This is a genomic window from Streptomyces sp. NPDC051214, from assembly GCF_040682375.1.
Lineage (GTDB): Bacteria > Actinomycetota > Actinomycetes > Streptomycetales > Streptomycetaceae > Streptomyces.
Genome location: NZ_JBFBAT010000012.1, coordinates 273,402 through 294,659 on the forward strand (window position 1 = coordinate 273,402; position 21,258 = coordinate 294,659).

Annotated in this window: 12 protein-coding genes and 2 pseudogenes; 11 read left to right on the forward strand and 3 right to left on the reverse strand. The window is 70.8% G+C overall.

Translation table 11 applies throughout. From position 1 onward, the window contains the following. The first annotated feature begins 49 nt into the window (after positions 1-49). Complete coding sequence (locus AB0M70_RS30285; protein WP_365824780.1) at positions 50-1,192, forward strand: NAD(P)/FAD-dependent oxidoreductase; 1,143 nt, start codon at positions 50-52, stop codon at positions 1,190-1,192. Continuing rightward, a pseudogene (locus tag AB0M70_RS30290) lies at positions 1,170-1,492 on the forward strand (leucine zipper domain-containing protein); the annotation flags it as partial. The gene AB0M70_RS30285 and the pseudogene AB0M70_RS30290, both read left to right, overlap by 23 nt. A gap of 35 nt (positions 1,493-1,527) precedes the next feature. Here AB0M70_RS30290 and AB0M70_RS30295 read toward each other — a convergent pair. Beyond that, entirely contained in the window at positions 1,528-2,268 is a 741-nt protein-coding gene (locus AB0M70_RS30295; RefSeq protein WP_365824782.1) for an SDR family oxidoreductase, read from the reverse strand. A gap of 345 nt (positions 2,269-2,613) precedes the next feature. Between AB0M70_RS30295 and AB0M70_RS30300 the strand changes: the two genes are divergently transcribed. From AB0M70_RS30300 to AB0M70_RS30340, 9 genes are all read left to right on the forward strand, one after another. After that, on the forward strand, positions 2,614-4,368 hold the full coding sequence (locus tag AB0M70_RS30300) for a non-ribosomal peptide synthetase (RefSeq protein WP_365824822.1): 1,755 nt from the start codon (positions 2,614-2,616) through the stop codon (positions 4,366-4,368). A 199-nt stretch (positions 4,369-4,567) separates the two neighbouring features. Next, positions 4,568-9,343, forward strand: coding sequence for an amino acid adenylation domain-containing protein (locus AB0M70_RS30305; RefSeq protein WP_365824784.1), 4,776 nt, complete (start codon positions 4,568-4,570; stop codon positions 9,341-9,343). Beyond that, a complete protein-coding gene (locus tag AB0M70_RS30310) occupies positions 9,340-12,768 on the forward strand; it encodes a beta-ketoacyl synthase N-terminal-like domain-containing protein (RefSeq protein WP_365824786.1) in 3,429 nt (1,142 codons plus the stop codon). The genes AB0M70_RS30305 and AB0M70_RS30310 overlap by 4 nt, the downstream gene beginning before the upstream one ends. Positions 12,769-12,846: 78 nt before the next feature. Continuing rightward, positions 12,847-14,439 (forward strand): amino acid adenylation domain-containing protein, encoded by a 1,593-nt coding sequence (locus AB0M70_RS30315; protein WP_365824788.1) that lies wholly within the window; start codon positions 12,847-12,849, stop codon positions 14,437-14,439. A gap of 5 nt (positions 14,440-14,444) precedes the next feature. Continuing rightward, positions 14,445-15,782: an MFS transporter gene (locus tag AB0M70_RS30320; RefSeq protein WP_365824790.1), complete on the forward strand. Its 1,338-nt coding sequence runs from the start codon at positions 14,445-14,447 to the stop codon at positions 15,780-15,782. 44 nt (positions 15,783-15,826) lie between these two features. Then, positions 15,827-16,879: a MupA/Atu3671 family FMN-dependent luciferase-like monooxygenase gene (locus AB0M70_RS30325; RefSeq protein WP_365824792.1), complete on the forward strand. Its 1,053-nt coding sequence runs from the start codon at positions 15,827-15,829 to the stop codon at positions 16,877-16,879. Continuing rightward, positions 16,876-17,478 carry a flavin reductase family protein gene (locus AB0M70_RS30330; protein ID WP_365824794.1) on the forward strand — a complete coding sequence of 201 codons (603 nt, stop codon included), beginning with the start codon at positions 16,876-16,878 and terminating at the stop codon, positions 17,476-17,478. Before AB0M70_RS30325 ends, AB0M70_RS30330 begins: the two co-directional genes overlap by 4 nt. After that, entirely contained in the window at positions 17,475-18,338 is an 864-nt protein-coding gene (fabD, locus tag AB0M70_RS30335) for an ACP S-malonyltransferase (protein WP_365824796.1), read from the forward strand. Before AB0M70_RS30330 ends, fabD begins: the two co-directional genes overlap by 4 nt. Further along, entirely contained in the window at positions 18,335-19,120 is a 786-nt protein-coding gene (locus tag AB0M70_RS30340) for an alpha/beta fold hydrolase (RefSeq protein ID WP_365824798.1), read from the forward strand. Before fabD ends, AB0M70_RS30340 begins: the two co-directional genes overlap by 4 nt. Before the next feature lie 332 nt (positions 19,121-19,452). On the opposite strand, the pseudogene AB0M70_RS30345 reads toward AB0M70_RS30340, so the two are convergent. After that, positions 19,453-20,218 (reverse strand): annotated as a pseudogene (locus AB0M70_RS30345) (IS110 family transposase); the annotation flags it as partial. 687 nt (positions 20,219-20,905) lie between these two features. Continuing rightward, a complete protein-coding gene (locus AB0M70_RS30350) occupies positions 20,906-21,073 on the reverse strand; it encodes a hypothetical protein (protein WP_365824800.1) in 168 nt (55 codons plus the stop codon). Between the last annotated feature and the right edge of the window lie 185 nt (positions 21,074-21,258).

The window sequence follows — 21,258 nt, forward strand, 5'->3', positions numbered from 1 at the left end:
CGCCGCGTACGACAGCACAGCGCCCACGCAACACGAACGGAGCACCACCATGAACACCGCCCCCGCCCCGCGTATCGCCATCATCGGCGCCGGCCCTGGCGGCCTGACCTGCGCCCGCATCCTTCAGCAGCACGGCATCACCGCCACCGTCTACGACCGTGAGAGCGGCCCCGCCGCCCGCAACCAGGGCGGCACCCTCGACCTGCACGAGGACAACGGCCAGATCGCCCTGCGCGAAGCCGGCCTGCTCGACGCCTTCTTCCGCCTCTGCCGGCCCGAGGGCCAGGAGATGCGCCAGATGGACGCAGCCGACGGCACCCTCCTCGTGCACCACACACCCGAAGAAGGGGAACGCTTCAAGCCTGAGATCGACCGAGGCGCGCTGCGCGACCTCCTCCTCAGCTCCCTGAAGCCCAAAACCGTACGCTGGGGCCACATCCTGAGCTCCGTCGAAGGCCCCACAACCGGTCCGCGACAACTGCACTTCACCGACGGCACCGTCATCGAGGCCGACCTCGTCATCGGCGCCGACGGCGCCTGGTCCAAAGTCCGCCGCGCCCTCTCCGACGCCACCCCCCAATACAGCGGCATCAGCTTCCTTGAAGCCTGGTTCCACGACGTCAAAAACCAGCACCCCGAAATCGCCCAGCTCGTCGGCCAGGGCAGCGCCGCAGCCGCCGACGGCGAACGCGGCCTGTTCGCCCAGCTCAACAGCGGCAACCACATCCGCGTCTACATCATCCAGCGCGTCCCCGAGGACTGGATCACCGCAGCCGGCCTGACCATCGAAGACACCGCCGCCATCCGTGCGCTGCTGCTGAAGCAATTTCGCGACTGGACGCCGGCTCTGCGCCGGATGCTCACCGACAACGACGGCCTGTACGTCGACCGCCCCATCTACGCCCTGCCCGTCCCGCACACCTGGGACCACAATCCCACCGTCACCCTGCTCGGCGACGCCGCCCACCTCATGCCGCCGCTCGGCGGCGGCGTCAACCTCGCCATGCTCGACGCCTGCGAACTCGCCCTGGCCCTCGCCCACCACCGCACCGTCGACGATGCCCTGCGCGCCTACGAAAAGACGATGCTGCCCCGCTCGAACGAGATGCAGCATCTCCTCGACAACGGCGCCGCAGAGCTCCTGTCCACAGAACTGCCCGACTTCGCCCATGACGGTACGGCTACGGCCTGACCAAGTGCCCGTCCTCGGCAGACGTCTTCTAGTCGACCAACCCCGGGCAGGCCGTCCCGCCGCACATATCGCCGACGACATGGGATTCTCTCGCACCACCGCCCACAAGTGGGTGCACCGCCGGCGAGCCGAAGGCGACGCGGGCCTCGCCGACAAACCAGTCGGCCTCGCACGTCTGCGCACCGAACCCCCGCCGACGGCGCAGCTCAGATATGCGCGCTGCGGCGCGAGCGGAAACTTGGCCCCGCACGCATCGGCCCGCTCCTGGAAATCGCCGCCTCCACCGTCCACAGGGTCCTGGCTAGGTCACGGCCTGCGAGTGAGATGGCTGCGGATCAGACGATGTGGCGGCCGCCGTCGACCGTGATGACGTCACCTGTCGTGTAGGTGGCGCGGATCAGAAAGTGGACCGCCTCGGACACGTCCTCGGGGGTGCCCACGCGCTTGAGCGGGGTGTTGGCGGTGATCCAGTCGCGGGAGCTTTCCCAGACCTCGTCGGCCTCGGCGTACCAGGCGGTGTCGACAAGTCCGGGGGCCACCGCGTTCACACGGATATCTGGGCCGAGTTGGGAGGCGAGCAGACGCGTCATGTGGTTGAGCGCGGCCTTGCTCACGGCGTAGGGGATCGAGCTGCCCAGGGCGCGGGTGGCCGACACGGAGGAGATGTTGATCACCGAGGCGGAGCCGGAGGCGCGCAGGTGAGGAACGGCGGCGGCGGTCAGCTGCCAGGCGCCGAAGACGTTGACGTCGAAGATCTCCCGCCAGGCGCTGATGTCTGCGCCCTCGAGGTCGTTCAGTGGGATGAAGCGTGTCGTGCCCGCGTTGTTCACCAGGACGTCGAGGCGGCCGTATGCGTCGATCGTCGCCTGCACGATGCGCTGGGCGTCCGCGGGGTCGGCCACATCACCCTTGACGTACACAGCGTCCGGCAGCGACGACGCGAGTTCCTTGCCGGCGGCCTCGCTCCTGGCGGAATTGACGACTATTCGCATTCCTTCGTCGGCCAGCCGGCGGGCAACGGCTGCGCCAATTCCAGATGACGAACCGGTGATTAGTGCGACGCGGCTCTCGGTCATTTCCCGTCCCCTGTTTTGCTGTTGACATGATCAGGAGCGGATCATAGCCTACCGTCAGACGGAATAGATATTCCGCATTGCGGAATTCTATCGGTGAAGAGTGTCCCGTTCGGGCAGCGTCGCCCCATTTTCTACCGGACCCTTCCCCGCGCCCCGGGCTCTTGCGCCACGGGTGATCCGGCGTTCATTCATGCCCTGGGAGGGCGTCCTCTGCCCGGGTAGGGCACTCGCAGCGAATTTGGGGGATTCATGCCGTCATGGCCTGTGGCTGGTTTGCGCAGCGGTACCGGGGGAGTGCACCGTCTTGTCGCCGAGCGCATGAGGGACGGCTCCGCAACCTTGTCCGTGCGTGAGGCACTGACCGGACGTGAACTCAGCCGCGAAGAGGTGTGGCGGGAGGCCGGAGTTGTGGCCGCTCGCCTTGCGGGACGCGGGATCGGCACCGGTGACGTCGTCGCGCTCGACCTGAACCGCAGCGCGGATCTCATCGTCGCCGCCCTCGGGGTGGTCCGGGCCGGGGCCGCCTATCTCCCGGTGGATGGCCAGGCGCCGACCGACAGGGTTGCCGCGATTCTTCACGACGCCCGAGTGGCGGCCATCATCGTGGGCCGGGGCGAGGGGTACCGCGACCGGCCGCTGGGAACCGACGCTGGTGTGCCCGTCCTGACCATCGCCGACGGGGACGACCCGTATGGGGCGCTCGATACCCCCGACGTCACCGTGGCCGACGACGCCCCGCTATGCGTGGGGTACACCTCGGGCTCCACCGGTGTTCCCAAAGGTGTCGTCGTACCCCACAGCGCCGTGCACGACCTGGTGGCCGACACCGCACAGCCCGGCGCAATCACTTCCGGCGACCGAGTCGGGCAACTCGCCAACCCGGCCTTCGACGCTTTCACCTGGGAGGTCTGGGGCGCCCTGACCACCGGAGCACCGCTGATCGTGCTGCCCACCGTCGTCGAGACCGACCTCGAGCGATGGGCGGGCCTCCTCGTCGCCGAACGGATCTCCACTGCGCTGCTGACCACCTCGCTCTTCCATATGGTGGCCCGCGAAGCCCCTGCGGCGCTCGGTTCCCTGCGCCAACTCCTGGTGGGCGGTGAGCAGATGGACCTGGCCGCTACTGAACGTGTGCTCGCCGCGGGCGGGCCCGCACTGTTGCTCAACATCTACGGGCCCACCGAGACCACCGTGTTCGTCACGACGTTCACCTGCACACCGCGAACGCTGGCCGGGCGTACCCGGATCCCGATCGGGCAGCCGGTGCGCAGGGTGCGGCTGCATGTGCTCGACGAAGAGATGCGCCCTGTCGCCCCGGGCGAGACGGGTGAACTCTGTGTCGGTGGCCCCTCGGTGACCAGCGGCTACCTGCACAACCCCGAGCGCACTGGTCGCTCCTATGTCACGTACACGGCGCACGATGGCGCCACCGGAACCATCTACCGCACAGGTGACCGCGTTCGACAGCTGCCGGACGGTCAGTACGAGGTCGTCGGCCGCGCCGACCGGCAGGTCAAGCTGCGCGGCTTCCGTATCGAACTGGAAGAGATCGAGCAGGCCGCCGTCGCGACCGGCCGGACCGAGGCCGCCTTCGTCGAGAAGCACGGCGAGGGGCACACCGCCCGCCTGGTGGGCGCCTTCCTGCGCCCTGCGGGATCGGGGGAGGCGGCAGCCGGAGAGCTGGCCGCAGCACTGGCGGAGCAGCTGCCCGCCTATATGCTGCCCGCCCTGTGGGTGCCGCTGGCCGAGCTGCCGTTCGGTTCCACCGGAAAGGCCGACCGGGCCCGTATCAAGTCCGTGCTGGCCGAGGCCGCCGAAGCTGCCGTGACCACCCCGGCGGCTGCCGAAGAGCCAGCCGCGACCACCCCGGCCGGTACGGTCGTCGCCGAAGTTTGGGCCGAACTCCTCGGCCTTCCCGGCTCGTCGGCCGTTCAGGCCACCGACGACTTCATCGGCCTGGGCGGCAACTCGATCCTGGCGACGCAGGCGGCGTTCCGCATCGGTGAACGCCTGGGCATCCGCCTCGACCCCACCGACGTGCTGCTCACGCCCAGCTTCGCCGAGCTGGCGGACCAGCTGGGCCGAGCCTCGAAGGTCTGAATCCGACCAGCCATCAAGCACACACGTCCGCAGCCTCTCCCGGCCGCGGGCTCCCATCTCATCGCGCAGCCGCGGATCTGGCCGTACGGGCCGGACCGCCATGTGGGCGTGCCGGCGAATCGCCGTGCAGCGGCCCTGCAGTCGTCCCGTCCCGCCGCATTGCCGCGCTTGTCCTGAACCATCGTTAGGAGAACCACTGATGGCGCCTGAGCGCCCACCGGCGCCCGCACGCCGCGAGGTCACCGTCACCCCCCTCTCGCAGGCCCAGGAACGGCTCTGGTTCATCCACCAGGCGGCCCCCGAATCCCCTGTCTACAACGTGCCCCTGCTCACCCGCTGGCATGAGCCGATCGATCTCCCCGCTCTGGCGCGTGCGCTAGAAGCACTGGCTGCACAGCATGCGGTGCTGCGCACCACGTACGCGATGCGCGGCGGCCGCCCAGTGCAGGTCGTCGGAGCACCCGGTCCCGTGCCGCTGGAGGTGGTCGCCGCCGCGGCACCGGATCCGGACGAGGTGGCGCGCCGCGCCCGTGTCCCCTTTGCGCTGGGAAGCGAGGCGCCGTGGCGCGCCACCGCATGGCAGCACGCGGACGGCGGGCACGGCACCCTGCTTTTGACCATCCATCACATCGCCGTCGACGGCTGGTCGTTGCCCGTCCTCTACGAGGCACTGGCCTCGGCGTACGAGCAGGCACTGGCCCACGCGGACCGGATCGACCTTCCCCAGCTCCCCGTGCAGTATGCGCAGTTCGCCCTACGGGACCGGGAAGCCGCGACGGAAGCCGCACTGGAGGAGTTGGTCGCGCAGCGGGCCGTCGTCCTCGCTCCGGCTGCGGGTCGTGACCTCGCGCTCGGCCCCTGCCAGCCGCGGCAGCGGGCGTTGGAGGGTGACCGGGAAGGGGCGCAGCACCGCTTCACGCTGCCCGCCGCATTGGCTTCTTCCGTGACGGACTTGGCGCGCACCTTGAGAGTTACGCCCTTCGTGGTGCTCTTCGCCGCGTTCCAGGCCGTGGTGCAGCGGTGGAGCGGTCGGGAGCGGTTCCTGCTTTCCACCGTCGCGGCGAACCGGCCGAGCGCCGATGTCGAAGGCCTCATCGGGTTCTTCGTCAACACCGTCCCGCTGCTGTGCGCTCCCGACCCCGAGGCCGGGTTCGACCGGCTGTGCGCCGACTCACGCGCAGAGGCCTTCCGCGTCCTGACGCACCAGCGGATTCCCTTCGACGGACTCGCCGCGCGCCTCGGCGGCGAGGGGCTCGCCGACGTGGGCTTCATCCTGCAGAACGCCCCAGCCGCGAGCACCGGCGGGCGGTGGGCGCCGCCCGAACTGCTGCCGACCGGCACGGCCAAGCAGGACCTCTCGTTCGTCCTGGAATACGCGCCCGGCGGCGGACTGGCCGGCACGGTGGAGTACGCCACCGACCGTTACTCCGCCGCCACGGCCCGGCGCATCGCCGAGAGTTACATGGCGCTGCTCACCGCGGCCGTCGCTGCACCCAACACCCCGGTCAAAAAACTCCCCGTCACGCTGCGGGCTCCCGGCGCGCTGCCGCACGGAGTCCTTGTGGGACGGGCCGCCGCCCCTTTCCCGGCCGTCACGGTCGCCGAGGCACTGGAGTCGGCGCTCGCCGCCGCGGACCCCGAGCGGATCGCAGTGGAGTGTGCAGGCACCAGCCTGACCTGGGGTGAACTCGACCGCTGGTCCGGCGCGGTGGCCGCGCGCCTGCGTGCCGAGGGGGCGGGTCCCGCAACCTGCGTTCCGGTCCTCGCCGCCCGGGGCCCGGCTCTCGTCGCCGCATGGGTCGGGGTGCTGCGATCCGGTGCGGCCTTCGTGCCGCTGGCCATGGACACCCCCGTGGCACGGATCGCGTACATCCTCGAACAGACCGCTGCCGACACCGTCCTCGTCTGCGCCGCGGGCGCCGACCTGCTCGCCCGGCTCGACACCCTCGCCAAGCCGGAACTGCTTGAGGAACTTCGAGCACTGCCTGGTGAGTTCACCCCACCGGCCGCCGCGGCGGGACCAAACGACCCCGCGGCGGTGATCTTCACCTCCGGTACCACCGGCCGCCCCAAAGGCGTCCTGGTGCCGCACCGCGGTCTGCTCGCCACCGCCCTGTGGTGGGGTGACGACTGCGGTCTCGGCCCCGAGGACCGGCTGCTCCTGACCGCGGGCACCGCCTTCGACCCTGCCGCTTTCAACGTCGTCGAGACCCTGCTCGCCGGCGCCCGCCTCGTCATCGCCGACGATGTGCAGCGGCGTGACCCGCGCGCCCTGTTGAGCCTGGTGCGCGGTCCCGAGGGCGCCACGGTCGCCGGCTCGCTCACGCCGAGCCTGCTGCACGCGATGCTGGAGGCCGACTCCGGTGGCGCGCAGGGCAGTTCACTGCGCGTCGTGTACTCGGGCGGTGAGGCCCTGCCACAGCGCCTGGCCGCCGAGTGCGCGGCGCGCTGGGGCGCGCGAATCGTCAACGTATACGGCCCGACCGAGGCCTCCTGCAACAGTACCTACGCACCGGTCGATCCCGCCGCGGACGAGACCCCCGCCATCGGCGTGCCGCTGCCCGGGATGCGTGCGTACGCCCTTGGCCCGCGCGGCGAGGAACTGCCACCGGGGGTCCCTGGTGAGCTGTATGTGGCAGGTCCGGGTGTGGCGCTCGGCTACCTCGCGGCGCCCGAGCAGACGGCCACGGCCTTCCTGCCCGATCCGCACGCCGAGTGGTTCGGCGCCGGTCGAAAAGCCCGTATGTACCGCACCGGCGATCTGGTGGTGCTGCGCGAGGACGGCCAACTCGGCTATCTGGGCCGCGCCGACGACCAGCTCAAGATTTTGGGCAACCGCATCGAGCCGGCCGAAGTCGTCCGCCTCATCGAGGAGCATCCATCCGTCGCGATGGCCGCAGTGCACGCCGCCGGATCACCGTCCGCGCTGGTGGCTTATGTGGAACTCGCCTCCGGCGCCGAGCCACCCTCCCGCGAGGACCTGGTCAGGCCACTGCAACGCTGGCTGCCGCCCGCAGTTCTGCCACGCGAGGTGTACGTGGTCGACGGCCTTCCACGGACCGCCAACGACAAGGTCGACTTCGAGGCCCTGGCGACCCGGCGGGACCGGCCGCTGTCCGCGGCCGAGGAGAGCGGACCCGTGGACCTGACCCCGATGCAGCGCAGAGCAGCTCGCCTGATGACCGACGTGCTCACCGGCAGCCGGGGCGCGGACCGCGGGAGCGCGCCCTGCGAGCCCGAGGCGCTCCCCGGCCCGGACGCCGAATTCTTCACCTTGGGCGGGCACTCGCTGCTGGCCGTACGGGTCGTCGCCGAGGCCGAGCGCCGCTATGGGACACCCGTGGCGCTGCGCACCTTCCTCGCCGATCCCACCGTGGCCGGTCTTGCCCGCGCTCTGGAGAACGCAACGCCGGCCGGTGACAGCGACATCGAGTTCGACCCCTGTGCCGAGCGCCCCGCGAGCCCCGTGCAGCAGCGGCTGTGGTCCCTGGACCGGATGCGGAACGTGCGGACCTCGTATCTGGCGCCCGGCATCGTGGAGTTCGACGGGCCCGTGGACCGTCCGCTTCTGAGGGAGGCCTTCGCCCGCGCCCTGGCTCGCCACCCGGGACTGCGCTCACGCTTTCGTCTGGACACCCGGGCCCGCCGGGTGGTCTACCGCACCGACGGCCCGCCGCCGCAGGTCGCCTCGGCCGACGCCGCCTTGTGGAACGAGGCGGAGCGCGAGGAATACCTCGCGAAGGTGTGCTGGACCCCTTTCCACCTCGCCGCCGAAGCCCCCGCGCGGGGCGCGATCGTGGGGCTTGGGTCCGAGCGGACCCTGCTCGTGTACGGGGTGCATCACCTCGTCTCCGACGGCTGGTCCCTCGACCTTGTCCTGTCCGACGTGGCCGAGCTGTACCGGTCCCTGACCCATGGCACGGAGCCGAACCTGCCGCACGCCGGTCATCCCGGCGCTCTACGCGAACCGGCAGCTCCGGATGCAACAGCGCTGGAACACCTGCTTGCCTCCCTGCGCGAGGCGCCCATCGATATCGAGCTGCCGCACGACCGGCCCCGCGGCACGTTTCAGACCGTCGAGGCGGACCAACGGGAACTCGCCCTGCCCGCCGCTCTGGCCGACCGGCTACGGGATGCTGCGGCCGAGCTGCGCTGTACGTCGTTCATGCTCGGCGTCGCCCTGCTCGGGGCGGCACTCGCCCGGCGCGGCACACAGCGTGACTTCCTGTTCACGTTCCCCTGGGCGGCCAGGGACGGCGCCGCCCGAGCCTCCACCGTCGGCATGTTCGTCAACACCCTCGTTGTGCGGGCCGATCTGACCGGCGAGCCGAGCTGGCGTGAACTCCTGTGCCGCGTACGCGAGGCCGCACTGTCGGCCTACCGGCACGCCGACACTCCGTACGACCTGGTCGCCGCAGCGCTGCAGCCCGACCGGGATCTCAGCCGGCCCGCCGTCACCCCCGTCTACCTCACCGCGGCCGACGAACCTCCCCAGCCGCCCGCGCTCGGCGAGGCGGTCCGCGCACGGTTCGTCACCCCGCCCCGCCTGAAGTCCAAGTACGAGCTGGAGCTGACCGTCACCGGTGGACCGGGCCGCTACCACCTCTCCCTGACCTACCTCACCGCCCTGTTCGACGGTGCCACCGCCGAAGGGCTCCTCACCGACCTGGCGCAAGCCGCCGCCGACCTCGCCGACGATCTGGAGAACCCCGTGCTCACTCCCGCTTCCGACACCCAGCAGGCACCCGCCGCCGACCTCACCGACCAGGTGGCTGCCCTGTGGACCGAGGTCCTCGACGGCGCCGAGGTCGCCGGCGACGTGAACTTCTTCGACGCCGGGGGCGACTCACTGCTCCTGATGGTCCTCATGGAGCGCCTGTCCGAGCTCACCGGCCGGGACCTCGACGCCGCCGACCTGTTCGAACACAGCACCATCGACGCCCAGGTGGCCTTCCTCGAGGAGGACTCCGCGTGAGCCACGACGGTCCCATCGCCGTCATCGGCATCGGCTGCCGCTTCCCCGATGCCTGGAGCCCGCAGGAGTACTGGGCCAACATCGCCGCGGGCCGGGTGTCGGTCCGCGACCTCGATCCGGCCGCGCTCAGGGCTGCCGGTCTAAGCCAGGAGACCCTGGACGCACCTGACTTTGTCAGCCGGGCGGCGTCCGTACCGGACGCCGGCGCCTTCGCCGCCGACTTCTTCGGCTACTCGCCGGCAGAGGCGGCGGCCACCGACCCGCAGCAGCGGATCTTCCTTGAAACATGCTGGCAGGCGCTCGAATCAGCCGGACATGCACCCTCGGGCGGACGGCTCGTCACGGGAGTGTTCGCGGGCGGCAGCCCGAGCACCTACATGGCCGCTCTGCAGGCTTTTCGCGCCCACACCGACGGGATCATGGGCGCCGTCGACGACGTCTCCCTGCACCTGGGAGGCCTGGGCGACTTCTTGCCCTCACGGGTCGCCTACAAACTCGGGCTGCGCGGCCCCTCCATCGGGGTCCAGACCGCTTGCTCCTCGTCGCTGACCGCGGTGCATTACGCCGTCCTCAGCCTGCGCGCGGGCGAGTGCGACCTGGCGCTCGCGGGCGGAGCCTCCGTCAACGAGCCGCTGCTCGGCTACCGCCACCACCCCGGTGGCCTGCAGTCCACCGACGGCTACTGCCGCCCCTTCGACGCGCGCTCGACCGGCACCTCCTTCAGCTCCGGCGTCGGTGTCGTGGCGCTGCGGCGTCTTTCGGACGCCCTGCACGAGGGCGACACCGTCCTTGCGGTGCTGCACGGCACCGCCGTGGGCAACGACGGGGCGGCCCGATCCGGCTTCACCGCACCGAGCCCCTCGGGCCTGGCCCACGTGGTGGCGACGGCGCTGGACGTCGCCGGGGTCCGCGGCGATCAGCTGCGCTACGTGGAGGCCCACGGCTCAGGCACACCGCTCGGCGATCAGATCGAACTGCGAGGCCTGACCGCGGGATTGCGCGCCACAGCGGACCGCACCGACGCGCCCACGGCATTCTGTGCGCTCGGCTCCGTGAAAGCGAACATCGGCCATGCGGGCCCGGCCGCCGGAATCGCCGGTCTGATCAAGGCGGTCGAGGTGGCACGGACCGGCGCGCTGCCGCCGCATCCGCTGTTCGAGCGCCCCCGCAATCCGGGAGTGCTCACCGAGAGTCCGTTCACCATCAGCGCCGACGCGGGCCGGGTGGCGCCGGAGGACGAGAGTTACGTCCTGGTCAACTCGATGGGGCTGGGCGGCACCAACGCCACCGCGATACTCGGCCCGCCACCCGCGCCCCAGCGCACCGGCGCCCCCGTACGTGACCGGGCACGCCTGCTGATCTCTGCCCGCACCGCGCAAGAACTGACGGTTCTGGCGGAGGAGTTGGCCGACACCCTGATGACCGATAGTGCCCCGGCGCTCGCCGACGCAGCCCACACCCTGCGGGTGGGCCGGACGGCACACGCCTACCGCAGAGTCATCGAGGCCAGCGGGGACAACCCGCGGGCCGTGGCCGCCGCGCTGCGCGACCACCCCCCGAGTGACCCGGTCAAGGTCGTGCGCAAGGTAGTGCTCGTGCCGCCCGCCGACACCCCCGACCACCCGGTGCTCGCGCTGCTCACCGCGGCCCTGCGCGGTCGCACGGAGATCGGCGTCCCCGGACAGCCGCCGCGCGCCGACCGTTTCGCGATCCTCCTCGGCCACGGCGAGCCGGCTCCGGATCGCCACGTGCTGCCGGACAGCGCCGGTGGCGTACGGCCCGAAGACCTGGAAGCCGCGCTCACCGCCGCCTGGCAGCGCGGCGCAGCAGTGGACTGGGAGGCGCTGCCCGAAGCCACAGGCCGTCGTGTGCCGCTGCCCACCTACCCCTTCACCCGCGGTCGTTATTGGGCCCTCGACACCCTGCCGCCGATCGCGGCTCCGCTCGGCGGGACGGCTCCGCAGACCGAGGCACCGGCCGAGCAGGAGGGCGAGGTCCCGACCGGTGCCGACGCCGTGGAGCGCGAACTTCTGGCCATCTGGCGCCGGTTGCTCGGTCACGCGCAGCTCGGCCCCGAGGACAGCTTCGGCTCCTACGGGGGCGACTCGCTGACCGCCATGCGGATCGAGGCAGCCGTGCGGAAGTCCTTCGGCGTGGACATCAACGTCTACCGGGCGGGCGGAGCCGAGGCGACCGTTCGCCGTATGGCCGAGATCCTGCGCACCCCGACCGCCGCCGAACAGACGGGCGACGGCGGCGACCTCATCAGTGCCGACCTCGCGCTCGACCTGGGCACACCGACTGCGCCCGCGGCCCGCGCCGGGGCCGGCGGCACCCTACTGACCAGCACCACGAGGTTCCTGGACACCTTCGTCCTGTACGAACTGCTGCGCAGCACCGACGGCCTGGTCCACTGCGTCGTCCCCGTGGACGACGAGGACGAGGGCCGCGCCTTGCTGCGTGCACGGGCCGCCGCCTGTGCACTGCCCGAACCCGACCCGCAGCGCGTGGCTCTGCTGCCCGCGGGTGCCAACGCGAAGCGTGACTGGACCGCGTACGACCCGCGGCTCGCGACCCGGATCACCCGTGTGGTGCACACTTGTGCACCCTTCGGCCTCACCGGCGCGTACGACCAACTGCGCGAGGAGACCGTGCTGGTGACGGCCTCCCTGCTGCGCTGGATGCGGCAGCACGGCATCGACGACCTCACGGTTCTGTCCACGCTCAGCGCCTGCGGTTCCGGTCTCGGCGAGCAGGCCCGGATCGAGGAGAGCCGGGAACAGCCGCTGCGGCCCGGCATGCCCGGCGGCGCCGTCGCCGCCTGGGTCGGCGAGCAGCTCGCTGAACGAGCGGAGCGGGACGGCATGCGGGTACGGGTCTTTCGCACCGGTCTGCTCCTTGGCGCGCAGAACAGCGGAGCATGTGACCCCGACCACCCGCTGTGGAGGCTGATCGCCGGTTCGCTCGCCGCGGGAGTCCACCCGCGCGATGACCGCCCGCTCGCCGTGAGCCCGGTGGACCTGGCGGCCCGCGCCATCGCCCAGCTGGCTCTGTCGCCCGCGTCCGAGGGACGCGCGTATCACCTGGTGGGGGAGGAGACCCTCACCACACAGCGCCTGTTCGACCTGCTCGCGAGCGCCGACCGGCCCACCCGCACGGTCACTGAGCGCGCGTGGCAGCGGGCCGTCGCGCTGCGCGCCCTCGACCGCGAGAACGAAGCCCTCGATCCGCTCGCGATCCGGGACATGGGCCGGCTCGTGCTGGGCGCGTCCAGTGTCGAGGCACAGGCCTGGCAGCCCTGGCTCGAGGCCGCGGGCCGCGACCTGCGCCCCGGCCCGGACACCCTGCTGAGCAGCCTCGCTTTCGCCGCGGTGCGCCGACCGGGCTACGCGGAGCTGCTCACCACGACCGCCGGAGCGAGCTGACTGGCCGGCCGCGGGACCGGAGCGACAGCCCGGTCCGAGCAGACCACCCATGAACTCCCTGACGAAGCAAGGATGTTGATGACCGACCCCATCGCTGCCGTCCACCCGGCGGCATACGACCGCACGCTCTACGACTGGTTCGCCGGTTCGCTGGCGGACCACCCCGACGAGCCCGCCCTCGAAGTGCTCGGCACCACCTACAGTTACCGCGCGCTCGACGATCGCGCCGCCGCCGTCGCCGCGGCCCTGCTCGCGGCGCACGGCGGGAGTGCACCCGCGCGGATCGCGCTGCTCGCCTCCCGGAGCCTGACCGCATTCGCCGGCTACCTCGCCGCACTGCGCCTGGGCGCCACCGTGACCGCGCTCAACCCGGGCTACCCCCTCGCCCGCAACCGCGCGGTGTGGCAACTGGCCCGCGCCGACGTGTTGCTCGCCGACGCCGGCGGTGCCGCGCAACTGACCGCCGACGAGCCCGAGATGACCGTCGTGCGGCTGTCCGAAGAGCAGACCGCTGCGCTTCCCGTGCCCGCCCACCTGCCCGAGCGCACCACGGCACCCGGCGACGTGGCGTACGTGCTGTTCACCTCCGGCTCCACCGGGCGCCCCAAGGGCGTGCCGATCAAACACCGCAACCTCGCCCCCTACATCGCCCACAACATCGACCGCTTCGAGGTCGGCCCCGGCTGCCGCGTCTCGCACACCTTCGACCTGACCTTCGACCCGTCGGTCTTCGACCTGTTCGTCACCTGGGGTGGTGGCGCCACGCTGGTCGTGCCGCAGCGCAGCGAACTCCTCGAGCCCATCCGGTACGTAGAGGACCGGCGCATCACGCACTGGTTCTCGGTGCCCTCCGTGGTCTCGGTCTCAGCGAGCCTCGGCAAACTGCCCGCGGGCCAGGCCACCGGACTGCGCTACGGCATCTTCATCGGCGAGCAGCTCACGGAACGCCAGGCCCAGCTGTGGGCCGAGGCCGCCCCCAAGGCCCGGATCGAGAACGTCTACGGACCCACCGAACTCACCGTCGCCTGCACCGAGTTCCGCCTGGCCGCCGAGACAGCCGACTGGCCCGCCACGTCCAACGGCACCATTCCCATCGGCCCCGTCTACCCCTTCCTCGAGCACGTGGTCCTCGCCGAGGACGGCCTGCCCGCCGAAGAGGGCGAGCTGTGCGTGCGCGGCCCGCAGCGCTTCGACGGGTACCTCGACCCGGCCGACGACCACGGCCGGTTCCTCGCCCACACCCCGGGCCGTGGACAGCCGGCCGAGATCTACCAGGGCGCGGGCCCACTGACCGCCGAGCACTGGTACCGCACCGGCGACCGAGTGCGCTGGGAGAACGGCACCCTCACCCATCTGGGACGCCTGGACAACCAGGTCAAGGTCCGCGGCTACCGCATCGAGCTCGGCGAGATCGAATCCGCGCTGCGCCGCCACCCCGGTATCGCCGACGCGGTCGTCCTCGCGGTGCCGGGCCCGGCCGAGACCGAGCTGGTGGCCGTGCACACCGGCGATCCGCTCAAGGCCACCGACCTCATGCTCTGGCTGCGCAAGCAGGTACCGGTTCACATGGTGCCGCGCCGCTACGAGCACGTCGACGCCCTGCCCTTGAACCCCAACGGCAAGACCGACCGCCCGGCCCTGACGCGCCGCTACACCCCCGAAGGGAGCTGACTGGCATGGTCATCAACTTCGCCGCCCTGCTGCGCGATCTGAAGCCGCCATCGCCCGTGGTACGGGTGCTCGCGGTCAGCAATCTCGCCCGCACCGTCGCGAACGGCTTTCTGCTGTCGGTGAGCGTGCTGTTCTTCATCCGGGCCGTGGGCATCGATTCCGCCCGCGTGGGTCTCGGCATGACCCTCGCCGCGGTCCTCGCCATGCTGGCCAGCATTCCGGCCGGACACCTCTCCGACTGGCTCGGCTCCCGCAACACCTCGGTCGCCTTCGGCATCGCCCAGGGCATCGCCGTGTGCGCGTACGCCCTGACCGGCGGGTTCGTCTCCTTCCTCGCAGTGGTCGCCCTGTCGGCCGTGATGGACGCGGGCGGTGCCGCGGCCCGCGGCGCACTGATCGCCGAGGCGCTCCCGCCCGCCGAGCGCGTACGGGCCCGTGCCTATCTGCAGTCGGTCATCAACGTCGGTCTGTCCGTCGGCACGCTGGCGGGCGCCATCGCTCTTGCGGCCGACTCCGGTGCGCTGTACCGCGGGCTGCTGGTCGCGGCCGGCGCGCTGTTCGTGGCGGCCGGACTGATGTGCCTGCCGCTGCCCGCCGCTCGCGCGGCCGCGGCCGGACGCCCTGATGAGCGCCGCAATGTCCTGCGCGACACGCCCTTTGTGGTCGTCGCAGTGCTCAACGCGGTCCTGGTCCTGGGAACCGATGCCCTGCTCACGGTGGCCCTGCCCATCTGGATCGCCGAACGCACCGACGCGCCCGTGTCGCTCTACGCGGGCCTGATCTTCATCAACACGGCGATGTGCGTGCTGTTCCAGGTGCGGATGAGCAAGGGAGCCGAGGACATCGCGGGTGGCGCCCGCGCCATGCGCCGCTCCGGCATACTGCTCGCCCTGTGCTGCGCCTGCTTCGCGCTGTCGGCGGGGCAGCCCACCTGGGTCGCCGCGGTGTGTCTCGTAGTCGGTGCCATGGTGCATGTATGCGGCGAGATGCTGCACTCGGCCGGCTCCTGGGCCCTGTCGTACGAGCTGGCACCGGCCGACGCACACGGCCAGTACCAAGGCATGTTCAATCTGGCCCAGCGCGTCGGCGCCGCCGTCACGCCCGCCCTGACCACCGCCGTGATCATCGGCTGGGGCTGGCCCGGCTGGCTGCTGTTCGCCGGCATCCTGCTCGCCGGCGGCCTGGCGACCCCGGCTGTGGCCCGCTGGGCCGAGCGCTCGCGCGCGGTGGAGACACCCGAGGAGCCGGGCGGTTCCGAGCGGCCCGCCAGTGCCACGCAGCACGCCGCGCCTGCGCAGCCGACGGGGTCCGCCAAGTCCGACCAGCCCGCCGAGGTGGCGTAACCCCACCCAGTCCGGCATCAGATCGACACACACAGAGAGTTCTCATGGACTTCAGCCTGTTCTACTTCGGCAACGACAGCACAGCACCGGCCGACAGCGCGGACCGCTATGAGCTGGTGATCGAAGGCGCGCGCTTCGCCGACCGCCATGACTTCACCGCCGTATGGACTCCCGAGCGGCACTTCCACGCCTTCGGCGGTCTCTACCCGAACCCGGCCGTCACAGGAGCCGCGATCGCGGCCGTCACCAGCCGTGTCGCGGTGCGGGCCGGCAGCGTCGTGGCACCGCTCCACCACCCCGTGCGGATCGCCGAGGAGTGGTCGGTGGTCGACAACATCTCCGGCGGCCGCGCCGGACTCGCCTTCGCCTCCGGCTGGCACGCCACCGACTTCGCCCTGCGCCCCGAGACTTACGAGAACCGCCGCGAGGTCCTCATTGAGACCGTCGCTCAGGTCCGCGCCCTGTGGCGCGGCGAGGAGAGCGAGGTACTCGACGGTACGGGCGAGACGCGGCGGGTGCGCTCCTACCCGCGTCCGGTCCAGGCCGACTTGCCCGTCTGGATCACCAGCGCGGGCGGCGTGGAGACCTTCCGCAACGCGGGCCGGCTCGGTGCCGGTGTGCTCACCCATCTGCTGGGCCAGGACATCGACGAACTCGCCCAGAAGATCGCCGCCTACCGCGACGCATACACCGCTCGCCCCGACGCCGACGGCTCCCGAGGCCATGTCGTCGTCATGGTGCACACCTACCTCGACCGCGATGAGGACGCCGTACGCGAGCTGGTGCGTGCACCCCTGACCTCCTATCTCCGCACCTCCGTGGGATTGCTTCTCGGCTCCCAGGCGCACGGCCCCCGCCGACTCGACCCGACCAAGCTGCGCGACAAGGACCTCGACTTCCTGGCGGCCCGTGCCTTCGACCGCTACTTCGAGGACGGCGGTCTGCTCGGCACCGTGCCGAAGGCCGCACGGATCGTCGAGCGTCTCGCGGCAATCGGCGTCGACGAGACCGCCTGTCTCATCGACTTCGGGCTGCCGGCGAAGACCGTCCTCGACGGTCTGGGCACGCTGGACGAACTGCGGAGGCTGACCGCGTGAGCGCGCCCGCACCCACCGCGGCCACGAGACCGAGCGAGTCGGACATACCCCGCCACCGCTTCCGCCGCACCGCGGCCCGCTTTCCCACCGGCGTCACCGTGGTCACTGCGCTCGCCGAGGACGGCGAACCGCACGGGACGACCGTCAACTCCTTCACCACCGTGTCCATGGACCCGTATCTGGTGATGGTCGGCCTCGGCCGCGGCTCGCGGCTGCACGACCGGATCCTCGCCCGCGGTGCCTTCGCCGTGAGCGTGCTCTCCGACACCCAGGAGGCCGACGCCCGCTGGTTCGCCGACCCTGCGCGGCCGGCCGGCGCGGCCTCCTTCACCGGCCTTCCTTGGCGGGCCGCGGACCTCTCCGGTGCTCCGGTGCTGATGGAGGCGGTCGCCTGGTTCGACTGCACGGTCCACGCCACCCACGCGGCCGGCGACCACACGCTGTTCGTCGGCCGCGCGGAGGCCTTCGGTGTACTCAGTGACCGGCCCGCACTGACCTTCGCGGACAGCCGGTTCGCGTCGCACGAGACCGCCGACAGCCGCTTCGCCCCGCGAGACGCCGCACCGTCCTGCCCCTCCGTACGAAAGGACCTGCCGTGACTCGAGTCCTCATGTTCGCCGGGCAGGGCGCGCAGCGCGTCGGCATGGGCGGCGCCGAGCTCTTCGACCGCTTCGCCGACCTCGTGGCCGAGGCCGACGCCGTACTCGGCTACTCGCTGCGCGACCTCTGCCTGACCGACCCTCACCAACGTTTGGACCGGACCGAGTTCACCCAGCCTGCCGTCTACGCGGTGAACGCTCTGTCCCTCGCGGCACTGCGGGCCGACGGCCAGCCCGATCCCGACGCCGCGATCGGACACAGCCTGGGCGAGTACAACGCGCTGCAGGCGGCGGGAGTGTTCGGCTTCACCGACGGGCTGCGCCTGGTGGCCGCCCGCGCCCGCGCGATGGCCCGGATCACCAACGGCGCCATGGCCGCCGTCATCGGCATGGACGAGGCCGTCATCCGGCTGCTGCTGCGCCGCGCAGGCCTGGAAGCGGTCGAAGTGGCCAACCTCAACACGGCCGACCAGACCGTGGTGGCTGGACCCGCGGCCAAGCTGGAGGCGGCCGCGGTCCTGTTGAAGGAGTCCGGCGCCCGGGCGGTACGGCCGCTGAAGGTCTCAGGGCCGTTCCACACTACTCACATGGCGCCCGCCGCCCGCGAGTTCGGCGAGCTGCTCACCCGGACACCGCTCGCAGCTCCCCGCTTCCCCGTGTACGCCAACCGCACCGCGCAGCCCTACTCCGCCGAGCACACGACCCGGCTTTTGACCGAGCAGATCGATCATCCCGTGCGATGGCGCGAGACCGTCGAGCGGCTACTCGATACCGACCCGGATACCGAGTTCCAGGAGGTCGGGACCGGCCCGGTACTCACCCGCATGCTCCGCGCGATCCACACCGAGAGGACCCCATGACGACCACCGCCGTCAGGGCCGCCATACGCCCCCGCCCCGTCGACGACCCCGCACTGAGGCTGTTCGTCCTCCACCACGCGGGCGGCTCACACCTCGCCTACACCGACTGGGTCGGGCACTTCCCCGATGACTGGGACATCTGTCTCATGGAGGCGCCCGGCCGAGGACCGCTCAGCGGCTTGCCGGCCCGGGAGGACGCTGCCGCGCTGGCCGCGTTCCTGCTGGAGGACATCCATCTGCTGCTGGAGGCCCCGTTCGCCTTCTTCGGCCACAGCATGGGCGCACTCACCGCGTACGAGATGACGCTCCAGCTCGTCGAGCGTGGCCTCGACCTGCCTGTGTGGCTGGGCATCTCCGCCTGCGAGGCACCCTTTGATGAGCAGCCGCCCTTCGGCGGTGCCCCGCTGCACACCCTGCCCTCGCCGAAGCTCCGCTCGGCCCTTGCCGCGATGGGCGGGCTGCCGCAAGCGATTTTGGACGACGAGGACATCTGGCAGGTCTACGAGCCCCGGCTGCGTGCCGACTTCAAGCTGGTGGAGACATGGCGGCCCCGTCCCGAGGACCGCAGCCGCATCCCTGTCCCCTGCTCGCTGTTCGGCGGCGAGGACGACCATGTCGTCAGCCGCGCACAACTGCGCGCCTGGGGTGAGGGAGCCGACCGGCTGATCGGTGAGCACTTCTTCCCTGGCGGCCACTTCTACTGGGACCGGCAGGTCCCGCTGATCACTGCACAGATCGCGGAGGAGGTCGACACCGCAGCGCCGGGCCTGTCTGGCTGGTGAACCACACCCCGACGGACTCCGCACACCAGGTCGCAGACGTACGGCATACGGTGCGACGGAGGCGCCGACCACGGCTATGGCGGGCGGTGGTCGGCTCCGCCGCACATGTGTCGTCGGGACGCGAGCCTGCGGATCGTCACAGTGTGTCCCTCTAGGAGTTACGACTGGTGAAAAGGCAGTACTCCAATCCTGCGCTATTCCACGGCCTCAACGGGGTGCATGGCCGGTCACCTCCTGGGCTGACCCAGGTGCCGAGCCCGTGCAGGAGTGGGGCATCTGCACCAGCCTGGTGGTATCTGCTCACCACGAACGAAGGAGTCTCAATGACGGAGTCAAGCCGCCTGCGTGACCGGTGGGGCGGAGGTGAAGACCCTTCCGTCACGCAGCAGTGCCCACAGGACGCTCGCGCGTCGGCGGGCCAGGGCGATGACGGCCTGAACGTGCTTGCAGCCCTCGCCACGCTTCTTGAGGTAGAAGTCCCGGTTGAGGCTCGCGGATGATGCTGGTCTGGGCGGACATGTAGAACACCCGTCGCAGGCGGCGGCTGTAGCGCTTCGGACGATGCAGGTTGCCGGTGCGCCGGCCGGAGTCGCGCGGGACAGGAACCAGCCCGGCTGCGGAGGCCAGGTGGCCGGCGTCGGCGTAGGCGGACAGGTCGCCGGCCGCGACGATGAACTCGGCGCCGAGTATGGGGCCCATCCCGGGCAGGGACTCGATGATCTCCGCCTGCGGATGGCTGCGGAAGGTCTCGCGGATCTGCTTGTCGATCCGCTTCAGCCGGTCGTCCAGGGTCAGGATCTGTGCCGCCAGGTCGGCGACGATCCGGGCGGCGACGTCCTCGCCGGGCAGCGCGCTCTGCTGGGCCTGCGCGGCTTCCAGCGCGGTCGAAGCCACAACGTCGGCGTTGCACACGCTCCGGTTGGCCAACCACGCCGTCAGCCGGGCCCGGCCGCGGCGGCGGAGAGCCGCCGGAGTCTGGTAACCCGTCAGCAGGACCAGCGCGCCCTTCTGCGAGCTGTAGTCGAAGGCCCGCTCCAGAGCAGGGAAGACGCCGGTCAGCACGTCGCGCAGCCGGTTGATCATCCGCAGCCGGTCGGCGCCCGGGGCGAGTTGCTCTGGCGCCGCAGTGGTGGGACCAGTGAACCGGAGGCCAGATGGTCCCGGAGTGCGCAGCGGGCCCATCGGCGTGCCGGTCAGTCTCCTGCTCGGACCCGCGGGACGGGCAGAGGCAGGCATTGCGGCCGCCGGAGCACTGGCCGCACAGGCCGTCTCCGTGATCGGTCCGGCCGGTCATCGGGCGGATCTCCCCGCAATGGGGAGCACGCCGTCGAGCAGCACCAAGTGGGCCGCGCCAGGGAGATCGCTTCACTCAACCATGCATCTAGCGCAACATTGTGGCGTTCCACGCGTGGTGGCTGAAAGGCAGCCAGTCAGCGGGAGTCACCCCGGATCGTTGTCAGGCTGACGATCTGCGGTTGCGCCCAGATCAGGCAGTGGCGTGAGTTGCGATGGATGCAACTCAGTTCGGATAGCTGGTAACCGGTACGTATTCGAACCCTGCGGAATGCCCCGGCCTTCATCGTCCTTCAGCTCAGCTCCCCGTCGCCGACCCCTGCTTCTCGAGCTTCTCCTTGTGCGGACGCTTCTGCGCACCGGGTAGCCGCTGGTCAGAGGTCAAAGATCAATGCGTCGATCCGTTGCCCGACTGGACTTGAACAGGATGCCGACGAGCCCCCCGCCTGTGCGAAGGAGGGGGCTCGTCGGCTCTCGCTATATCAGCTGCTACTACCCCGAGTCGGTCTCGCCCTGGCCGAAGGCGTCCGGGTTGGCGTCGGCCTGATCGCCGTTGCCTTTGTTCTCCAGGTCACGGTCGTCGGTCGCCTTACCGAACGCTCCCTTTGCCTGCTCGGCAAGCTTGTCGACCTTGTCCTTCGCTTCATCCTCAACACCCATGGCTGGCTCCCTTTTCGTAACTGCCGCAGAGCGCGGACGCGCCTTGCCACCTCACCTTCACGGGGCAGTGGCGCTGAGGCTGAGTGGACTAGTAGGACTCCGTTAGGTCTTCCCGTTTGCGCTGATCAAGAGCATGTTGAGGAGCGTGGACGTACATGAAGTGGAGCGTATGCGGGCGGCGTTGG

What these genes read in the sequence shown, in the direction of transcription:
- AB0M70_RS30285 (WP_365824780.1), top strand. Translation starts at nt 50, where the DNA reads ATGAACACCGCCCCCGCCCCGCGTATCGCCATCATCGGCGCCGGCCCT.
- AB0M70_RS30295 (WP_365824782.1), bottom strand. Translation starts at nt 2,268, where the DNA reads ATGACCGAGAGCCGCGTCGCACTAATCACCGGTTCGTCATCTGGAATT.
- AB0M70_RS30305 (WP_365824784.1), top strand. Translation starts at nt 4,568, where the DNA reads ATGGCGCCTGAGCGCCCACCGGCGCCCGCACGCCGCGAGGTCACCGTC.
- AB0M70_RS30315 (WP_365824788.1), top strand. Translation starts at nt 12,847, where the DNA reads ATGACCGACCCCATCGCTGCCGTCCACCCGGCGGCATACGACCGCACG.
- AB0M70_RS30320 (WP_365824790.1), top strand. Translation starts at nt 14,445, where the DNA reads ATGGTCATCAACTTCGCCGCCCTGCTGCGCGATCTGAAGCCGCCATCG.
- AB0M70_RS30325 (WP_365824792.1), top strand. Translation starts at nt 15,827, where the DNA reads ATGGACTTCAGCCTGTTCTACTTCGGCAACGACAGCACAGCACCGGCC.
- AB0M70_RS30340 (WP_365824798.1), top strand. Translation starts at nt 18,335, where the DNA reads ATGACGACCACCGCCGTCAGGGCCGCCATACGCCCCCGCCCCGTCGAC.
- AB0M70_RS30350 (WP_365824800.1), bottom strand. Translation starts at nt 21,073, where the DNA reads ATGGGTGTTGAGGATGAAGCGAAGGACAAGGTCGACAAGCTTGCCGAG.